General features: G+C 61.3%; 16 protein-coding genes and 1 pseudogene. 13 read left to right on the plus strand and 4 right to left on the minus strand.

Going from position 1 to position 15725, the window contains the following annotated elements; all coding sequences use genetic code 11:
* On the minus strand, positions 1-468 hold the full coding sequence (locus tag EYW47_RS31890) for an Lrp/AsnC family transcriptional regulator (protein ID WP_133198794.1): 468 nt from the start codon (positions 466-468) through the stop codon (positions 1-3).
* A gap of 168 nt (positions 469-636) precedes the next feature.
* Between EYW47_RS31890 and metC the strand changes: the two genes are divergently transcribed.
* From metC to EYW47_RS31905, 3 genes and pseudogenes are all read left to right on the plus strand, one after another.
* Positions 637-1824 carry a cystathionine beta-lyase gene (metC, locus tag EYW47_RS31895; RefSeq protein WP_133198795.1) on the plus strand — a complete coding sequence of 396 codons (1188 nt, stop codon included), beginning with the start codon at positions 637-639 and terminating at the stop codon, positions 1822-1824.
* A gap of 51 nt (positions 1825-1875) precedes the next feature.
* Positions 1876-2220 (plus strand): DUF3088 domain-containing protein, encoded by a 345-nt coding sequence (locus EYW47_RS31900; protein WP_133198796.1) that lies wholly within the window; start codon positions 1876-1878, stop codon positions 2218-2220.
* Positions 2221-2389: 169 nt separating this feature from the next.
* A pseudogene (locus tag EYW47_RS31905) lies at positions 2390-2614 on the plus strand (DDE-type integrase/transposase/recombinase); the annotation flags it as partial.
* Positions 2615-2734: 120 nt separating this feature from the next.
* On the opposite strand, the gene EYW47_RS31910 reads toward EYW47_RS31905, so the two are convergent.
* On the minus strand, positions 2735-4078 hold the full coding sequence (locus EYW47_RS31910) for an APC family permease (RefSeq protein ID WP_133198797.1): 1344 nt from the start codon (positions 4076-4078) through the stop codon (positions 2735-2737).
* A 418-nt stretch (positions 4079-4496) separates the two neighbouring features.
* Here EYW47_RS31910 and EYW47_RS31915 point away from each other — a divergent pair, with 418 nt between their 5' ends.
* From EYW47_RS31915 to EYW47_RS31960, 10 genes are all read left to right on the plus strand, one after another.
* A complete protein-coding gene (locus EYW47_RS31915) occupies positions 4497-5561 on the plus strand; it encodes an ornithine cyclodeaminase (RefSeq protein ID WP_133198798.1) in 1065 nt (354 codons plus the stop codon).
* Between the two features lie 309 nt (positions 5562-5870).
* Positions 5871-6743, plus strand: coding sequence for a MurR/RpiR family transcriptional regulator (locus tag EYW47_RS31920; protein WP_133198799.1), 873 nt, complete (start codon positions 5871-5873; stop codon positions 6741-6743).
* Between the two features lie 237 nt (positions 6744-6980).
* Positions 6981-8306 (plus strand): glutamine synthetase family protein, encoded by a 1326-nt coding sequence (locus EYW47_RS31925; RefSeq protein ID WP_133198800.1) that lies wholly within the window; start codon positions 6981-6983, stop codon positions 8304-8306.
* 27 nt (positions 8307-8333) lie between these two features.
* The gene (locus EYW47_RS31930; RefSeq protein ID WP_133198801.1) at positions 8334-8969 is read left to right on the plus strand and encodes a cysteine hydrolase family protein; all 636 of its coding nucleotides are present in this window, start codon (positions 8334-8336) and stop codon (positions 8967-8969) included.
* A gap of 65 nt (positions 8970-9034) precedes the next feature.
* Complete coding sequence (locus EYW47_RS31935; protein ID WP_133198802.1) at positions 9035-10162, plus strand: succinylglutamate desuccinylase/aspartoacylase family protein; 1128 nt, start codon at positions 9035-9037, stop codon at positions 10160-10162.
* A gap of 30 nt (positions 10163-10192) precedes the next feature.
* Positions 10193-10612 carry an Lrp/AsnC family transcriptional regulator gene (locus EYW47_RS31940; RefSeq protein ID WP_133198803.1) on the plus strand — a complete coding sequence of 140 codons (420 nt, stop codon included), beginning with the start codon at positions 10193-10195 and terminating at the stop codon, positions 10610-10612.
* 82 nt (positions 10613-10694) lie between these two features.
* A complete protein-coding gene (locus tag EYW47_RS31945) occupies positions 10695-12086 on the plus strand; it encodes a TIGR00366 family protein (RefSeq protein WP_133198804.1) in 1392 nt (463 codons plus the stop codon).
* Positions 12087-12127: 41 nt separating this feature from the next.
* Complete coding sequence (locus EYW47_RS31950; protein ID WP_133198805.1) at positions 12128-13528, plus strand: M20 family metallopeptidase; 1401 nt, start codon at positions 12128-12130, stop codon at positions 13526-13528.
* 16 nt (positions 13529-13544) lie between these two features.
* On the plus strand, positions 13545-14270 hold the full coding sequence (locus EYW47_RS31955; protein WP_205710191.1) for a tannase/feruloyl esterase family alpha/beta hydrolase: 726 nt from the start codon (positions 13545-13547) through the stop codon (positions 14268-14270).
* 199 nt (positions 14271-14469) lie between these two features.
* Entirely contained in the window at positions 14470-14688 is a 219-nt protein-coding gene (locus EYW47_RS31960; protein ID WP_133198807.1) for a BON domain-containing protein, read from the plus strand.
* 181 nt (positions 14689-14869) lie between these two features.
* Here the strand turns inward: EYW47_RS31960 and EYW47_RS31965 are convergent, their stop codons facing one another.
* On the minus strand, positions 14870-15172 hold the full coding sequence (locus EYW47_RS31965; RefSeq protein WP_133198808.1) for a hypothetical protein: 303 nt from the start codon (positions 15170-15172) through the stop codon (positions 14870-14872).
* Positions 15173-15302: 130 nt separating this feature from the next.
* Entirely contained in the window at positions 15303-15533 is a 231-nt protein-coding gene (locus EYW47_RS31970) for a hypothetical protein (protein ID WP_133198809.1), read from the minus strand.
* Positions 15534-15725 lie beyond the last annotated feature (192 nt).

The raw sequence follows: 15725 nt of genomic DNA on the forward strand, positions 1-15725 counted from the left end.
TTATTCCTTCACGACATAATCAAGTGGCAGCGCGGTCGTCCGCTTGATCACCTCCATCGAGAACGACGAGCTCACGTCCAGCAACTCGACGCTTTTGATGAGCCGCTTGTACACGCTGTCATAACCGGCGATATCTGGCACGACCACCTTCAGCAGGTAGTCGATCTCGCCACTCATCCGGTAGATCTCGAGAATCTCTGGAATCGCCCGTACCGTTTCGATGAAACGGGTCGTCCACGCATCGCCATGCTGGTTCGAGCGCACCATCACGAACGCCGTGAGTCCCAGTTTCAGCTTGGTCGGATCGCACAGCACGACCTGCCGGCAAATCACGCCTTCGTCGCGCAGTTTTTGCAGTCTTCTCCAGCATGGCGTGGGCGACAGATTCACCGCCTTGGCCAGATCATTGAGCCCAATCGTTGCATCAGCCTGAAGCAGGGCGAGCATCTGCGCATCGCGTTTGTCCATATTGCCTCTAAGTTAGGAATTTTTTCCAATCCTATCGTAATTGGCGACATTCTTTGAAAACAATTTTCGCTACTGTGCAATTAACATGTCTTCACACAAAGCGATTGCCGCCACCATGCGGCGACGCTCGATTCGCCCCGATTGAACCGTCGACAAAGGGATCTCATCTTGAACGCCACGTATTCGACAGAAACCGTCCTGGCCCATGAAGGCCGCGCGCACAATCAGCTCGGAGCGCCGGTCAATCCGCCGGTCTACCGGCAGTCGACGCTGCTCTTTCACAGCCTCGAAGCGCTGAAGACAGCGAGCGGCACGCCCAACGCGTATGGACGAGGCGGCAGCCCTACCACGCGCGCACTCGAGAACGCGCTTGCCCGCCTGGAAGGCGCGTATCGCGCGATGCTCACGCCCAGCGGCCTCAGCGCGATCACGACGTCGCTACTGGCGCTTCTCGGGCCCGGCGATCATCTGCTGATGACCGACTCCGTCTACGATCCGACCCGCTCGTTTTGCGCGGAGACGCTCGCGCGTCTCGGCATCGAAACAACGTATTACGATCCGTCGATCGGTGAGGACATCGAAACACTCATGCAGCCCAACACGCGCGCGGTGTTTGTCGAGTCACCTGGCTCATTGACGTTCGAGGTACAGGACATTCCGGCGATCAGCCGGATCGCGCATCGCCACGGCGCCATCGTCCTGATGGACAACACCTGGGCGACACCGCTTCATTTCCGTTCATTCGAGCACGGCGTCGACGTGTCGATTCACGCGGCGACAAAGTACATCTCGGGACACTCCGATGTGATGATGGGCGTGATCCTCACGACCGAGACGTTGTTTCCGAAGATCAACCGCTTCTATCGGCAGCTCGGGATGACCGTGAGTGGCGACGACGCGTATCTCGCGCTGCGCGGCCTGCGCACGCTGTCGGTCCGGCTCGAGCGGCATCAGCGCAATGCCCATGAGCTGACGCAATGGCTCGCACAGCAGCCAGAAGTCGCGCAGATTCTCTATCCCGCGCGGCCGGGGTCGCCCGGACACGCGTTGTGGCGCCGCGATTTCACCGGCGCGAGCGGCCTGTTCGGCGTCGTGCTGCACCCGCAATCCGATGACGCGATGCGCGCGATGCTCGACGGCATGACCTGTTTTGGCATGGGCTATAGCTGGGGGGGCTTCGAAAGCCTCATCCTTCGATCCAGCGCAGCACGCTATCGCACAGCAACCCAATGGCCATGGGACGGTCCGCTGCTGCGCATACACGCGGGCCTTGAACATCCCGACGACATGATCGCTGACCTCGAAGCCGGATTTGCGCGGCTGCGCGCCGTCGCTTCGGTTCAGGCGGAAGTGTGACCCACCGTAAGTACACCTTCAAGTTTCGATATTCCACCCAGTGAGGCAACCATGAAAGACAAGCTTTTCATTCTCCGTCCGGGCTTCTTCAGCGGTTCAGAGGGACCGTTCTACTGCGGCGACGCCGTTTCCGTCGAGGGTTTGCTGAGCTTCTTCCCTCAGCTTCGCGAAGCCGTCGACGTCGAGTACATCGACGCACCGCGCCCTCGCAACGCGATCATCGACCTGATCGGCGAAGGCAACCAGTCCGCGCCAGTTATCGTGCTCGGTAGTGGTCAGACGTTGAAGGACACCTCCGTGAGCGTTCAGGAATCCAACGGAACGCGCTTCATTAACGCCCCCGACGACATCCGGCGATATCTGTCTTCCCAGTATGGCGTCGCGCACGCGTCGTGAACGACAACGCATGTTTGCGCGTTCGTTGAGTGAGGCCGGTCGCGCCCGGAAACGAAGGGACTTCTGGCGACAAACCTGGTCGGCCGCGCTCAATTGAGACCGCTACCCGTCGCGTGCTCCTGTACAGGAGCACGCAATGCCATCGCCGGAAATCTGCAAGGTGAAGATCCGGTCATCGAAGTATCTGAACAATCTGATCGAACAGGACCATCGAAACATCAAGTCCAGGACAAACGTGATGCTCGGCTTCAAACGGTTCCGGAATGCCGCGACGACGATTTCAGGCATCGAGTTGATTCATCGCATTCGCAAGGGGCAGTTCGATCTCTGCGATCTCGGGCTCAATGTCACGGCGGCACCCTCTGTCTGGAATGCCATCCTCGTCAATCAGTAAGGCGTCCATATCTATAGCATTCGGATCAACCGGGCCAGCTATTTGCACCGGAGCCACCATCGACCCGCGGCGCCAGGAAAACGCCAACTTTACTTCGGCAAACGCCATTAGACGGCTGGCCTACACCTGCAACTGGGCGCTCCTCCTGAGCACCTTGGTCAGCGTGGCGTAGTAGACGATTCCGACCGCCAGCCAGACTGTGCCCAAAATCCAGGTGTCGCGGCCCATCGAATAGAGCACGTATGCGAGGATGCAAAAACCAACGCTGGGGATCAGCAAATGCTCCACATACTTCTTCGACTTCTTTCGAAGAACGAAGTGATTGACTACGGAGACATGGAGCACCAGAAATCCGGTCAGCGCGCCGAAGTTGACGAATGAAGTGATCGTGTCGAGCTTGTTCATGAAGGCGATTGACACGACCAACGAGACGAACGCCACGAGAACAATGGCCACATACGGCGATTTCGACTTCGCGGAGACCTTTGCCAATGCCATCGGCAGTTTCCGGTCGCGCGCCATCGAGTACAGAATGCGTGCGATCGAAGCGGTGGAGACAAAGGAGTTGGCAATGCCCCACGCGATAACGGTCGACCACGAAGTCAGGCGGTTCAGCCAAGCCCCTCCGGCGTATTGCGCGGTTTCATAAAACGCCGTATCCAGGGACTTGAACTTGATGCCCGTCGAGAGGTCGGCGGCAATCCAGGTTTGGAGAATGAACAGCGCACCGGCGAGAAACAGCGAGGCCAGCGTCGCGCGGCCCACCGAATCACGCTTGCCTTCGGCGACCTCTTCGGACATGGTCGAGATCGCGTCGAACCCGAGGAACGAAAGCGATGCCACCGATACCGCGGCAAAGATCATTCCGATATTGAACTTGTGGGGTTGAAACAACGGTGCAAGGGTCAGCCGTCCTGCCCCGAGGCCTTCGACATACAGTGCGCGCAACCCAACGACGCAGAAAATGGCGACCACGGCAAGCTGCGCATAGAGCATCAGCTTGCTCGCACGCGCGGTGAACTCGACGCCGCACAGATTGACACCGGCGCCAGTGAGCGTGAATACCACGATCCAGATCCACCTCGGCACCTCGGGAAACATCGGCGCCAGTGCGGCGGCGCTCGCGATGTACAGCAGCGACGGGATCAGGATGTAATCCAGCAGGATCAACCACCCCGACAGGAACCCGACCGTTTCGCCAATGCCTCGTTGCGCATATGTATAAACCGAGCCGGCCAGGGGGAAGTCCGACGACATCGCCTTATAGCTCATTGCCGTGAAAAACATCGCGATCATGCCAACGACGTACGCGAGCGCGACCATTCCGTTCGCGGCATCGGCGACATAGCCATAAATGCCAAACGGTGCGACTGGGATCATCCAGACGAGACCGTAGATAACCAAATCCTTGAAAGTCAGCGCTCTCTTGAGTTCCTGCTTGTACCCAAACTCTTCGATTGACATTCCCGTCTCCTCTCCTGTCTTCGTTTGATGGCCAGCAGTTCAGCGGCGACCACTGTCTAGTAGTCCAAATTAAATGAATGAGTTCTTGAAGAACTTCGAGCGAATCTTTCAATGCTGGCGGCCTTCGCCTTGCCACGCGACACCGGCCTCGCCTCTCGTCGTCATCTCAACCGACTTTGCACGTTGCATCCTAGCCAGTCAAAAATATTTTTTCAAGATGCAATGTTTGGCACGGTATGAAAAAAATTGTTCATGGCTCGAAGTTTCCTGCCCCGGCCACTCCGTCCCCACGCTCCGCGCATCGGGCCCGACCTGACACATTGATCGGTTTTGTGGCGAAACGCTTCACTTTGTGTTCTATCGACCGACAGTGGCCTCTGGAAAAATGGGGCATTCCTCAACTGATTCGGAGTCGATCATGGCACGCACCCGTCCCACCACGGCCTACCTCAGCGCGGAGAATATCGTCAGGCTGGTCGAGACCGTCGGCCTGAGCCGCTTCTTTGCGGGTGTGGCGTCGCGTATCGAGCGCGACTTTCTGCGTTGGGAGCAGTTCGACAAGAGCGCTCGCGTCGCCTGTCATTCGCGCGACGGTGTCATCGAGTTGATGCCGATCGCGGACGAAAGCGAATTCGCTTTCAAGTATGTGAACGGCCATCCGAAGAATACGGCGACCGGTTTGCCCACGGTCATGGCGTTCGGCGTGCTGGCCGACGTGCTCACGGGCACGCCCGTGTTCCTCTCCGAGCTGACGCTCGTCACCGCCATCCGTACGGCCGCGATGTCGGTCGTGGCCGCCCGCGCGCTCGCCCGCCCCGATAGCCGCACGATGGCGCTGATCGGCAACGGTGCGCAAAGCGAGTTCCAGGCACTCGCGTTCCGCGATCTGATCGGGATCCGTACCGTTCGGTTGTACGACGTCGATCCGGCCGCGACCCGCAAGCTCGTCAATAACCTGCGCGGTCGCGGTCTCGAGATCGTGGTTTGCGCCAGTGCGGCCGAAGCGGCCAGGGGCGCCGATATTGTCACGACGGTCACGGCCGACAAGACCAACGCCACGATCCTCACGGCGGATATGATCGAGCCCGGCATGCACATCAACGCCGTTGGCGGCGATTGTCCCGGTAAAACCGAGCTCGACCGTCGTGTTCTGGAAATGGGGCCGGTCTTCGTTGAATTCGAGCCGCAAAGCCGGATCGAGGGCGAAGTGCAACAGATGCCGGCCGATTTCCCGGTCACCGAACTCTGGCGCGTGCTGGCCGGCCAGGCCGGTGGCCGTGAGCATGCACAGCAAGTCACGGTGTTCGATTCCGTGGGCTTCGCGCTCGAAGACTACTCGGCCCTGGCATTCATGCGCGACGCGGCGTCCGAATACGGCATCGGTGAAGCGCTCGAGCTGATTCTGACCGCGGAAAATCCCAAGGACCTCTTCGGCGCGCTGCGCGTTGCCGAGCACACGGACTCCGTCGCCGCAGCCGCATAAGCGCGACTACGCCAGGGGCGTCGCCCTCATCTTTCCCCACACGCTCGATTCGCCAGCCTTCGGGCCGGCGCGAGCCGCCCCACGACAATCGGCGCGGGGCGCTTCCCCCTTTCTCCTCCTCTGCGCCGTCCGCAGCTTCGCGCCTGATTTGCGCCGGCGCGACCTATCCCGTCTCTCCCCGATTTAATTTAGCATCACGAAACAAATGCCTGGATCCTTGCGTCGTCGCGCGTCCAAACCCACCCGCGTACAGACCGGGCATAATATCCGGGTCGAAATAATTTTTCAATTAGCCCAATTCCTGTCGATATGAAAGAAAACGATCAATCGCTTCTCTTCAGGCTGAGAGACACGCTGCAGACGCTCAGTCCAGCGGAAAAGCGCGTTGGCATGGCCCTGATTGCCGACTACCCGATTACCGGATTGAAGACCGTCACCGAGATCGCGGAAGCGGCGGGGACCAGCCCCGCAACGGTCTCGCGCTTCGCGGAGGCTCTGGGTTTTACGGGTTTCCCCGAGTTACAGCGCGCACTTCACAAAGACGTGGCGGCCCGCTTCTCGTCGCCCGGTTTGCAGTTCGCCAAAACCGCTGAGCGCGCAGGCGAATCGGGACCGCAGCAGATGGCGGCCATGTTTGGCACGATGGTCTCGGACACGGTCCGGCATCTCGACCCGCAGGAAGTCCGCAGTCTGGTGGAGAAGCTCATCGACCCGAAGCGCACGATCTACTTCGTGGGCGGCCGGCACAGCCGTGCGCTCGCGCGCTATTTCCAGCAGCAGCTTCATCACCTTCGGCACAAAACGGTCTATTTCGATGGGGTTAACGCGGATGCGATCGACGCGCTGGTCGAGTTCGACTCGCGCACCGTGCTGGTCCTGTTCGACTTCCGGCGCTACCAGCACGACTCGGTGCGCTATGCGGCGGCCGCCAATTCGCGGCGCGCCCACGTCGTGCTGTTCACCGACCCGTATACGTCGCCGGCCATCAAGCATGCTCGCCAGGTGTTCGTCTGCCAGACCGCGACATCGTCGCCATTCGACAGCTACGCCAGCGGCATCGCGCTCATCGACTGCCTCGTGATGGAGCTTACGCTCGCGTTGGGCGAGGAAGGACACCGGCGCATCGACCGTCTCGAGCAGGCGCGCGAAGAGTTCGGCCTGGAATACGTGCTGAAAGACTGAATACGCTCCTGAGCGCGGCCCACGCAGGCATCCCTGCGTGAGCGCGCCTGATGCCGGACGAGGCGGAGGAGCCCGCAGGCCGACTTGAAAAAAATATTTCAAAGACAGTGTTTTTGTGATTTTTGATGAGTTATCATCAAGCTCAAATGACACCCTGCCCGAGCGCGCATCGGCGTTGCCCGAGCCTGCACGGATGTCGCTTGAACGGTTTTTTCACCACTGTCTGCGAGAACCTCAATGTCTGCCAAATCTGGCGAAGCCAGCGATGCTCTGTGTTTTCTCCTGACGAACGACTTCTCGGGTTTGACGCGCGGCCGGGGCTTCCCCGCCAGCGCGCTCGATCAGTTCGTCAAGAGCGGCTGCGGATGGGTGCACGCGAATCAGGCGCTCACGCCCTTCGGCCCCATCGCCGCGAATCATCCGTTCGGGCCATTGGGCGACCTGCGCTTGCGCGCCGATCCCTCCACGCTGGTCCACCACGACGCAGGCGACGGTTCTGAGCCGTTCCACTTCATCCTGTGCGACCTCGTCGACTACGAGGGCAATCGCTGGGATTGCGACCCGCGTTCGCTGCTCCAGTCGGCCATTGAGAAGCTGTTCGAGGAAACCGGCCTGTACGTCAATGCATCGTTCGAGCACGAGTTCATGATGACGAACCTGAGCGAGAACGCGCCGCCGTTCTCGTATCGGGCGTACCGGCTCATCGACAAGCTCTGCGGCAAGATCCTGCGGGCCATGCAGGACGCCGGCACCGGGCCGGAAATGATTCTCCCGGAGTACGGCGCCGGACAGTTCGAGGTCACGATGCAGCCCACCCGCGCACTACGGGCTGCGGACAACGCGGTCATCATGCGCGAGCTGGTAAGAGAGCTCTCCCGGCGCGAGGGCCTGCACGCCACGTTCTCCCCAAAGCTCATCCCGAACGGCGTGGGCAATGGCGTTCACGTTCATTTTGGACTCCTGCGCGAAGACGGCACGCCGTGCAATTACGACGCGCAGGGTCCGGGGCAAATGTCCGCACCGCTCGCGCACTTCTGTGCCGGCATCTTGCGGCACCTCCCCGCGCTCATCGCGCTGACCGCACCGAGCGCCATTTCGAATCTGCGCCTTCAACCGCATCACTGGAGCGCGGCGTTCACGTGTATCGGCGTGCAGAACCGCGAGGCATCCCTGCGCATTTGCCCGGCCGTCAGCGGTGCATCCGCGGAGCGTGCCCATCACGTCGAGTTCCGGGCGGCCGACGCCTGCGCGTCGCCGTATCTCGTCCTGGCGTCGATGATTCTGGCGGGCCTCGACGGCATCCGCAACAAGATCGCCCTGCCCGAGCTGCTGACCGCCGACCCTTCGAGCCTGTCCGAAGCGCAGCGTAATGCCGGCGGCATTCACCCGCTTCCCGGGTCGGTGCCCGAAGCGCTCGCCGAGGTCGACAAGGACCGCGAGCTGAAGAGCTGGTTCAGCGAGGACTTCTGGAATTGCTACCGCGCGATGAAGCGCGCCGAGCTCGGGATGCTCGAAGGTTCGTCAGCCGAAGAGATGTGCACCCGCTATAGCCAGGTCTACTAACCCATCCATTCAACGACCATGCAACACATGAACACCATGCCGGGCGGCCGTGCGCTCGATGAAGCCTTGACGCGCATTCGTCCTTTCGATCCCCGCAAGACCGCGGTGCTCGTGGTCGACGTCCAGAACTCAGAAGTGATTCCCGAGTACGAGACGGATCGGCCGGAATACTGGCGAGCCATTCACGACCGTGCGCTCCCCAACCAGAAGCGGGTCATCGATAGCGCGCGCGCGGCGGGCGCCGAGATTATTTACACCGTCATCGAGAGTCTCACCGCAGATGGACGCGACCGCAGCCTCGATCACAAGCTCTCGAAAATCTTCGTGCCGAAGAATTCGCCTCTGGGCCAGGTCATTGCGCTCGTCGCGCCCGAGCCGGACGACATCGTCTTGCCCAAGACCTCGTCGGGCGTCTTCAATTCCACGAGTCTCGACTATGTACTGCGCAACCTCGGGATCGAGTCCGTTGTCGTGATCGGCTTCGTCACCGACCAGTGCGTGGACATGGCCGTGCGCGATGGCGCGGACCGCGGATACTACATGGTGTGTGTGGGAGACGCCTGTGCGTCTTATACCGAGCAGTCGCATCAGGCCGGACTCAAGGCATTCAAGGGCTATTGCCGGCAAATGAGCACGGCGGAATTCGTCGCGCAATTGCGTTGACGCCATGGCTTGCGCGTTCGCGCAAGCCTCGCCCGACCTTCCGATTTTCAAGGCTACGATTCGTCATGCACCATCTGAGCATTCCTCTCAGGCCGGACGCGCCCGGTTCGACCCTCACGCTGGACGTGTTTTCCTATGGGCCCGAGGAGCCGCAAGGACGTTGCGTCTACGTCCAGGCGGGGCTCCACGCCAATGAGGTGCCGGGCATGCTGGTGCTGTTGCATCTGCGCGAACGCCTTGCCGCTCTCGAGGAAGCGGGCCGCCTGCGGGGCAACGTGGTCGTGGTGCCCTGCGCGAATCCCATTGGCCTGCGCCAGATTTCGCTGGGCCTTCATCACGGGCGTTTCGACGTGGCGAGCGGCCAGAACTTCAACCGGAACTTCTGTGCCTTCCAGCATGAGGTCCTGAACCGTCTCGCTTCGGCCGCCGATCTCGATGAAGCCGCGTTGGCGCGAACCGTCAAGGCCGCAATCAAGGACGCGCTGGGTTCGCTCGAGCCGGCAACGCCGCTGGAAGCGCTCCGCGTCGAATTGATGAAGGCGGCGGCCAACGCCGACATCGTGCTGGATCTGCACTGCGATCGCGAAGCCTGCCTGCACGTCTACGCCAACGCGCATCACCTCGATCAGGCGACCGGCCTGGCCGCGCATCTTGGTGCGCCGCTGGTGCTGCACGCGCTCGAACAAGGCGGCGCGTCTTTTGACGACAACATCGTGTGCGAGTGGCAGAACGTGTACGCCCGTCTTGGCCGAGCGGTCGAGACCGTGCCGGTCTTCGCCGCAACCGTCGAATTGCGGGGCCGCACGGACGTCGGTCATGAACTCGCGGCGGCCGACGCCGACCACCTGATCGCATGGTTCATCGAGCAACGCATTGTCGAGCGTGACGCCGATCGACCGGATTTCGAGCGCCACGTGGAAGTATTTGCGCGACCGCTCAATGGCGTCGAAACGCTGCGCGCGCCAATCGCCGGCGTACTCGTGTACCACGCGAGGATCGGCGCATGGGTCAAGAAGAATCAGTTGATCGCCGAGATCCTCGACCCGACGAACGGCGCCAGCGCGAAACTGTGTAGTACAACCGACGGTTTCTTCTTCGCGCGGGACCACGAGCGCTATGTGAGTGCGGGACACAGCGTGTCCTACGTCGCCGGGGCCAACGCGCTCAAGAAAACCGCGCTCCTTTCTGTCTGATCGACGCAACCCGGGTAGACAGACAGCGCAATGGACGACATCGACCGAAAACTCATCTCGATCTTGCGGGCCGACGCGCGAACGAGCGTCGCCACGCTGGCCACGAAGCTCGGGGTCGCGCGTTCAACGGTCATGCAGCGCATTCGCCGCCTGACCGACGACCGGGTCATCATCGGCTACACCGTGATCCTTCAACCGGAGGCGGAACCTGACCACATCCGTGCGTGGATGGATGTGCAAGTCGAGGGCAATCAAACGCTCGAAGTAATCGCGAACCTCCTGGGCGACCCCAGTGTCGTCGCGCTGCACGATACGAACGGACGCTGGGATCTCCTCGCCGAACTACGCGTCAATTCTCCGGCCGACCTCTCCCGCGCGCTGGAACGCGTTCGACTGATAAAAGGCATTCGGCACACCGAGACGAGTATCTTGCTCAAGAGCTATCGATAGCCAGTACGGCTCCTCAAGCGGACCGCAACCGCGGAGCAATCGCGCAGTCCGGTTATCCAACCTTCCACCAGGACTTTCATTCATGAACCAGAAGCAGGACATTCCCCTTGCGGCACCCTCGGTTCGTTCGTTTCGAGGCGTCGTGAGCGGGCTCGTCTACCTCTTCGAGAACGTGATGCCCGACCCGTTCACGCTGGCGATCTGGCTGACGTTGCTGGTCGGCGCCGCGGCGTACTGTTGGGCGCCGCACGGGGGCGTGCTGACGATTCTGTCGTCGTGGTACGACGGCACGTTCAAGATTGTCGGCTTCGCGTTGCAAATGATCCTGATTTTCGCGTCCGGCTATGCGATTTCGGATTCTCCGCTCGCGCAGAAAGGGCTGCGCGCGCTCGCCGCGACGGCGAGCACGCCAACGCGGGCGGCACTGCTCGTGGTGCCGCTCGTGGCGATCGCGTCGTGGTTCAACTGGGGCGTGGGTCTGGTCGGAGGCGCGCTCCTTGCGCGGGAGATCGCGAAACGCACGCGCGTCGACTTCGCCTGGCTGGTCGCCGCGTGCTACTCGGGCTGTGCGATCGTGACGAATAGCGGGCTGTCGAGTTCGATCGCGCTCTCGCAGGCCTCGCACGGCAATGCGCTGAACCTCGTCGAGAAAGCGACCGGACAGCTCGTGCCGTTGAGCCATACCGTGTTTGCCCCTTTCGTCTATATTCCGACCATCGTGGTAACGGCTGTCGTCACCGCGATCTTCATCGCGATTCATCCGAAGCCGGACCGCATGGTCTGCTTTCCGAAATCGGCCGACACCGAAAGCGATACCGGGGCCGCGCGCGAGCCGGCATCGAGAGCATCGTCATTCGGCGCGCGGCTCGATCGCTCCATCCTCGGCACCGCGATCCTGGTCCTCTTCGGGGCGTCGTACCTCGCCATCGACTGGTCGACGAACGGCTTCAACCTCGGCATCAACACGATGATCCTCGTGTTCATGCTTATCGGCCTGGTGCTGCAGCGCACCCCGATCGCCTACGCCGAATCGATCCGCCGCGCGGCTGGACAGACCGGCGCGATGCTGCTCCAGTTTCCGCTTTATGGCGGCATCATGGGCATCATGACCGGCACCGGACTCGCGTCGGTCATTTCGAGCGGCTTCCTGCTGATCGCCACATCGGCGACCCTGCCGCTCTGGAGCTACCTGAGCTCGCTGGTGATCACGCTGTTCATTCCGAGCTCAGGCGGTCATTGGGCGGTGCAGGGCCCGTTCGTCATTCCGGCGGCGCTTTCGCTGCACGCCGACATCGCGCGCACCTCGATGGGCGTGGCGCTCGCGGAAAATGTGTCGGTGCTGCTGCAACCGTTCTGGGTCGTTCCGGTGGTCGCCATCGCCGGCATTCGCATTCAGCCCGTCATGGCCTACACCTCCATCGCCTTCCTCGTATCGCTCGTGGTGTACGCGGTGGCGCTGGCGCCGGTATTTTGAGTATCGGGCATCGACACGCTCCGCCTGATCAGGGGATAGAAATGACACGAAGCAACGCTCTTGAACGTGTATCCCGCTATTTCGATTCGGGCGGTTTTCTCGCCGACCTCGATCGACGTGTGGGATACCGGACCGAAAGCGAGGAAGTCGATCACGGCGCCACGTTGCTCGAGTATCTGGAACGTGAAATTGCGCCGTCGCTGCACGAGTTGGGGTTCTCGACACGCATCATGGATAACCCCGTCGCCGCGCGCGGCCCATTTCTCATCGCCCATCGTCACGAAGGCGACGATTTTCCGACCGTGCTGAGCTACGGACACGGCGACGTCGTGCGCGGCCACGACTCGCGCTGGCGCGAAGGCCTCACGCCCTGGCGGGTGACGGTTGAAGGAGCACACTGGTTCGGGCGCGGCACCGCCGACAACAAGGGGCAGCACACGATCAACCTCGCGGCGCTGCGCGCCGTGCTCGCGGAGCGAGGCGGCCGACTCGGCTTCAACGCGAAGATGATCTTCGAGATGGGCGAGGAAATGGGGTCGCCGGGGCTTCGAGACGTGTGCACAGCCCTGCGCGACGAGTTGGCGGCCGACGTCTTTATCGCGTCCGACGGCCCGCGAGTCGCGGCTGGACGCCCCACCCTTTTTCTCGGCTCGCGCGGCGTGCTGGGCTTCGAACTGAGCGTCGACCTGCGCGACGCCGCATACCATTCGGGTCATTGGGGCGGCGCGCTGCGCAACCCCGGCGTCGTGCTCGCCAACGCGATCGCGAGCCTTGTCGACGCTCAGGGCAGGATCACGATCGATGCGTTGCGGCCGCCGCCGCTGACCGGGGCGATCAAGAACGCGCTCGCGGAAGTCGAGGTGGGCGGAGGCGACGAAGATCCCGATGTCGACGTCGATTACGGCGAGCCTGGCCTGACGCCGACCGAACGCGTATTCGGCTGGAACACGCTGGAGGTCCTTGCATTCGGGGCCGGCAATCCGGCGAAACCCGTCTACGCGATTCCGGGCCGGGCGAGCGCGATCTGCCAGCTCGCCTACGTGGTGGGCACCCGCTGCGAAGGCGCTGAGGCCGCGATTCGGGAGCACCTCGATCGTCATGGATTTAGCTGTGTCGATTTGCGTATCTCGCTGCACATGCCCGCGACGCGTCTCGACATCGACAATCCATGGGTGCGCTGGGCGTCGAACTCCGTGGCGCGCACGACCGGTCGTGCTCCGGTGATCTTGCCGAACATTGGCGGCGCAGTGCCGAACGATATTTTTGCGGACGTGCTCGGATTGCCGACGTTATGGGTCCCGCATTCGTATCCGGGTTGCAGGCAGCACGCGCCCGACGAACATATGCTCGGCGGCGTCGCGCGCGAGGGATTGCGAATGATGGCGGGCTTGTTCTGGGATCTCGGGGAAGGCTCGGGTCTGCCGGGTGCTTTTCAACGGTAGTTACTGGCGCAACCCGGTGCGCGGCATTCCGACGGTCGAGGCGACGTCCGCGCAATTCCCGCTGCTCACGCCGCTGCAACGGGGTATCGCATATACGGCGTCGAACGGCGGGCGCGAAGCCTGTCTTGCCGCGCAGAACCTGCCGGGCGACTACGACGCCATCATCGCCGGCGACGAAGGCATGAACATCGCCACGCAGGTCACCGCGATGCTGAGAACCGCGTCGCTTGCCGGCTCCGCCGCAATGCCTTCCGCCGCGCAATGGACCGCGGCCTACAATGCGACCGCCGCCCAATGCGGCAACGCCAACGGCGTGATCCTGAACCCGGCGGCATGCGCGCTCGATCCCGCGACGCTGCTGTGCGGCGCGTCGGGCGCACCGACGGCGACCTGCCTGTCGACCGCGCAATTGCAGATCGTCCGCGACCAGTTCGCGCCGCTGTCGACCAGCAACGGACAATTGCCCTTCGTCGGCTACAACTGGACCGACTTCGGCAGCCAGTTCGCAATCGATCTGCGTAATCACGGCAGCACGCGCGAGGAAGCTCGCCGATCGCTCTACATCGCCACGATGGGTCAGGAAGGCAACACACCGGAATGGATCGTTCTCGACATCATCGACCCGCGCTTGCGTGCCGCATATGAAACGCCGGCATCGAGAAAGATCGATCCTGATGAGGCAGATGAAGCGGTGTTCCGCGAGTGCCAGGTGGCGCTGACTGGAGCCGGAGTGCGCAAGTAGCACCGTAAAGGAGCGAGCTTCCAGCCTGTACGCGCGACGTTTTTCCACTTCATCAATGTGAGTCAAAAATGGGTCAGTTGAAAACCGCCTTTTTAATTGCGTAGCAACGTACGCACTGAGCACGTCGATATATGCCCAAAGCGAATACATCCAGTCAACGAATGCCGAACCGGCGGGAACAACGGGCCAAGCGCGAAGGATGAACTGGAAGACGGAAAACGACGTCCGCAAAGCGATGAGATCGACCAACGGACTCGACGCCACGAACATCAGGATCGTTGCGAGCGGCGCCCAAATCTCGCTTGATGGTACGGTTCCCTATGTTGACCAGATTCAGCTTGCACAAGCCGCGGCACGAAGCGTCGCTGGAAGCAAGTCGATCGTCAACAATCTCACTGTACGGCTGGGAAGACGTTGACCCATCAAGGCTTGCGTGGATACGGCGCCCACAATGGCAGCGTTCCGGACCACAATGGGCTCGTTTCGATGTCCGTTTCTGAACACTCGTTGACAGAGAATCGACTGTTTGACATCGGATGCAGTGGTCTCATGAAGCCTCCAACAACCGTGAGAGCGCCATGCAATTCGAGAACCTGGTCTCACGCCTGAACGTGTCCTATGAGGACGGATTTCGATACACCTTCCATGCCTTCTAGCTGCGAGAAAGCAGCACTGAGCCCTCGTACCGGGACAGAAGGACCGGCCACAAGCTTCAAGATGCCGAATCGATTCCTCTGGATATTCAGATCGTCAATGTGCAGGGCGACGGTGAGATCGTCGAAATCCACTTCAGCGACGGTCATCGCTCGATCTATTCGCTCGCAAATCTGAAGGTCGCGGCGCAACAGCCCTTCACCACCGAATTTACCGGAGAAAAGTACGCCTGGAACGGCCGGTACCATCGCTGCGCACCGAACGTCGAACATCTCAGCGCACGAATGTTTATAAAGGAACGCGCAATCATGCGGATCGCCAGTCGATGTGCCGTCGAGTCCCGCGACGAGTGGCCAGCTCGAACCTCAAACTGCAGATTTACGGTTCTGCACGGCCATCGATGTATTCAATCGTTTGTGCCAGTTCCAGTGCGGATATCCTGGCGATTTCCGTCCTGCCGAACCAAATAATGAACTGACCGGGTTCGGTGGCGCTTCTTTGCACTTTCACCTTTTTGCCTGCCTTGTGTGCGCGACCAACATCGAGCCCTACGTACTTGCTTTCAACCGCGACAAGCAACTTCGCGCAACGTGGCTGTTCATGGTTCACGTGCTTCTCCTTATTTTGCGCAATGCTTACCTGACCTGTTTCAATGCGTATGCAATCTGTTCTTCTGTGTACCTGCTCGGACTTCTCCAGTTTCAAACGGAGCGGCTTTCTGGGCCACGGTTAGACCGGCCTCCACCCGGGGTCACAATTCGGTCGGCGCGTTGTTGGCACCCGTACGGTTGGTGCCCCGCC

Source organism: Paraburkholderia silviterrae (assembly GCF_004353915.1).
GTDB classification, from domain to species: domain Bacteria; phylum Pseudomonadota; class Gammaproteobacteria; order Burkholderiales; family Burkholderiaceae; genus Paraburkholderia; species Paraburkholderia silviterrae.

What these genes read in the sequence shown, in the direction of transcription:
- EYW47_RS31890 (WP_133198794.1), bottom strand. Translation starts at nt 468, where the DNA reads ATGGACAAACGCGATGCGCAGATGCTCGCCCTGCTTCAGGCTGATGCA.
- EYW47_RS31900 (WP_133198796.1), top strand. Translation starts at nt 1,876, where the DNA reads ATGAAAGACAAGCTTTTCATTCTCCGTCCGGGCTTCTTCAGCGGTTCA.
- EYW47_RS31910 (WP_133198797.1), bottom strand. Translation starts at nt 4,078, where the DNA reads ATGTCAATCGAAGAGTTTGGGTACAAGCAGGAACTCAAGAGAGCGCTG.
- EYW47_RS31915 (WP_133198798.1), top strand. Translation starts at nt 4,497, where the DNA reads ATGGCACGCACCCGTCCCACCACGGCCTACCTCAGCGCGGAGAATATC.
- EYW47_RS31920 (WP_133198799.1), top strand. Translation starts at nt 5,871, where the DNA reads ATGAAAGAAAACGATCAATCGCTTCTCTTCAGGCTGAGAGACACGCTG.
- EYW47_RS31925 (WP_133198800.1), top strand. Translation starts at nt 6,981, where the DNA reads ATGTCTGCCAAATCTGGCGAAGCCAGCGATGCTCTGTGTTTTCTCCTG.
- EYW47_RS31930 (WP_133198801.1), top strand. Translation starts at nt 8,334, where the DNA reads ATGAACACCATGCCGGGCGGCCGTGCGCTCGATGAAGCCTTGACGCGC.
- EYW47_RS31935 (WP_133198802.1), top strand. Translation starts at nt 9,035, where the DNA reads ATGCACCATCTGAGCATTCCTCTCAGGCCGGACGCGCCCGGTTCGACC.
- EYW47_RS31940 (WP_133198803.1), top strand. Translation starts at nt 10,193, where the DNA reads ATGGACGACATCGACCGAAAACTCATCTCGATCTTGCGGGCCGACGCG.
- EYW47_RS31945 (WP_133198804.1), top strand. Translation starts at nt 10,695, where the DNA reads ATGAACCAGAAGCAGGACATTCCCCTTGCGGCACCCTCGGTTCGTTCG.
- EYW47_RS31950 (WP_133198805.1), top strand. Translation starts at nt 12,128, where the DNA reads ATGACACGAAGCAACGCTCTTGAACGTGTATCCCGCTATTTCGATTCG.
- EYW47_RS31960 (WP_133198807.1), top strand. Translation starts at nt 14,470, where the DNA reads ATGAACTGGAAGACGGAAAACGACGTCCGCAAAGCGATGAGATCGACC.
- EYW47_RS31965 (WP_133198808.1), bottom strand. Translation starts at nt 15,172, where the DNA reads ATGGTACCGGCCGTTCCAGGCGTACTTTTCTCCGGTAAATTCGGTGGT.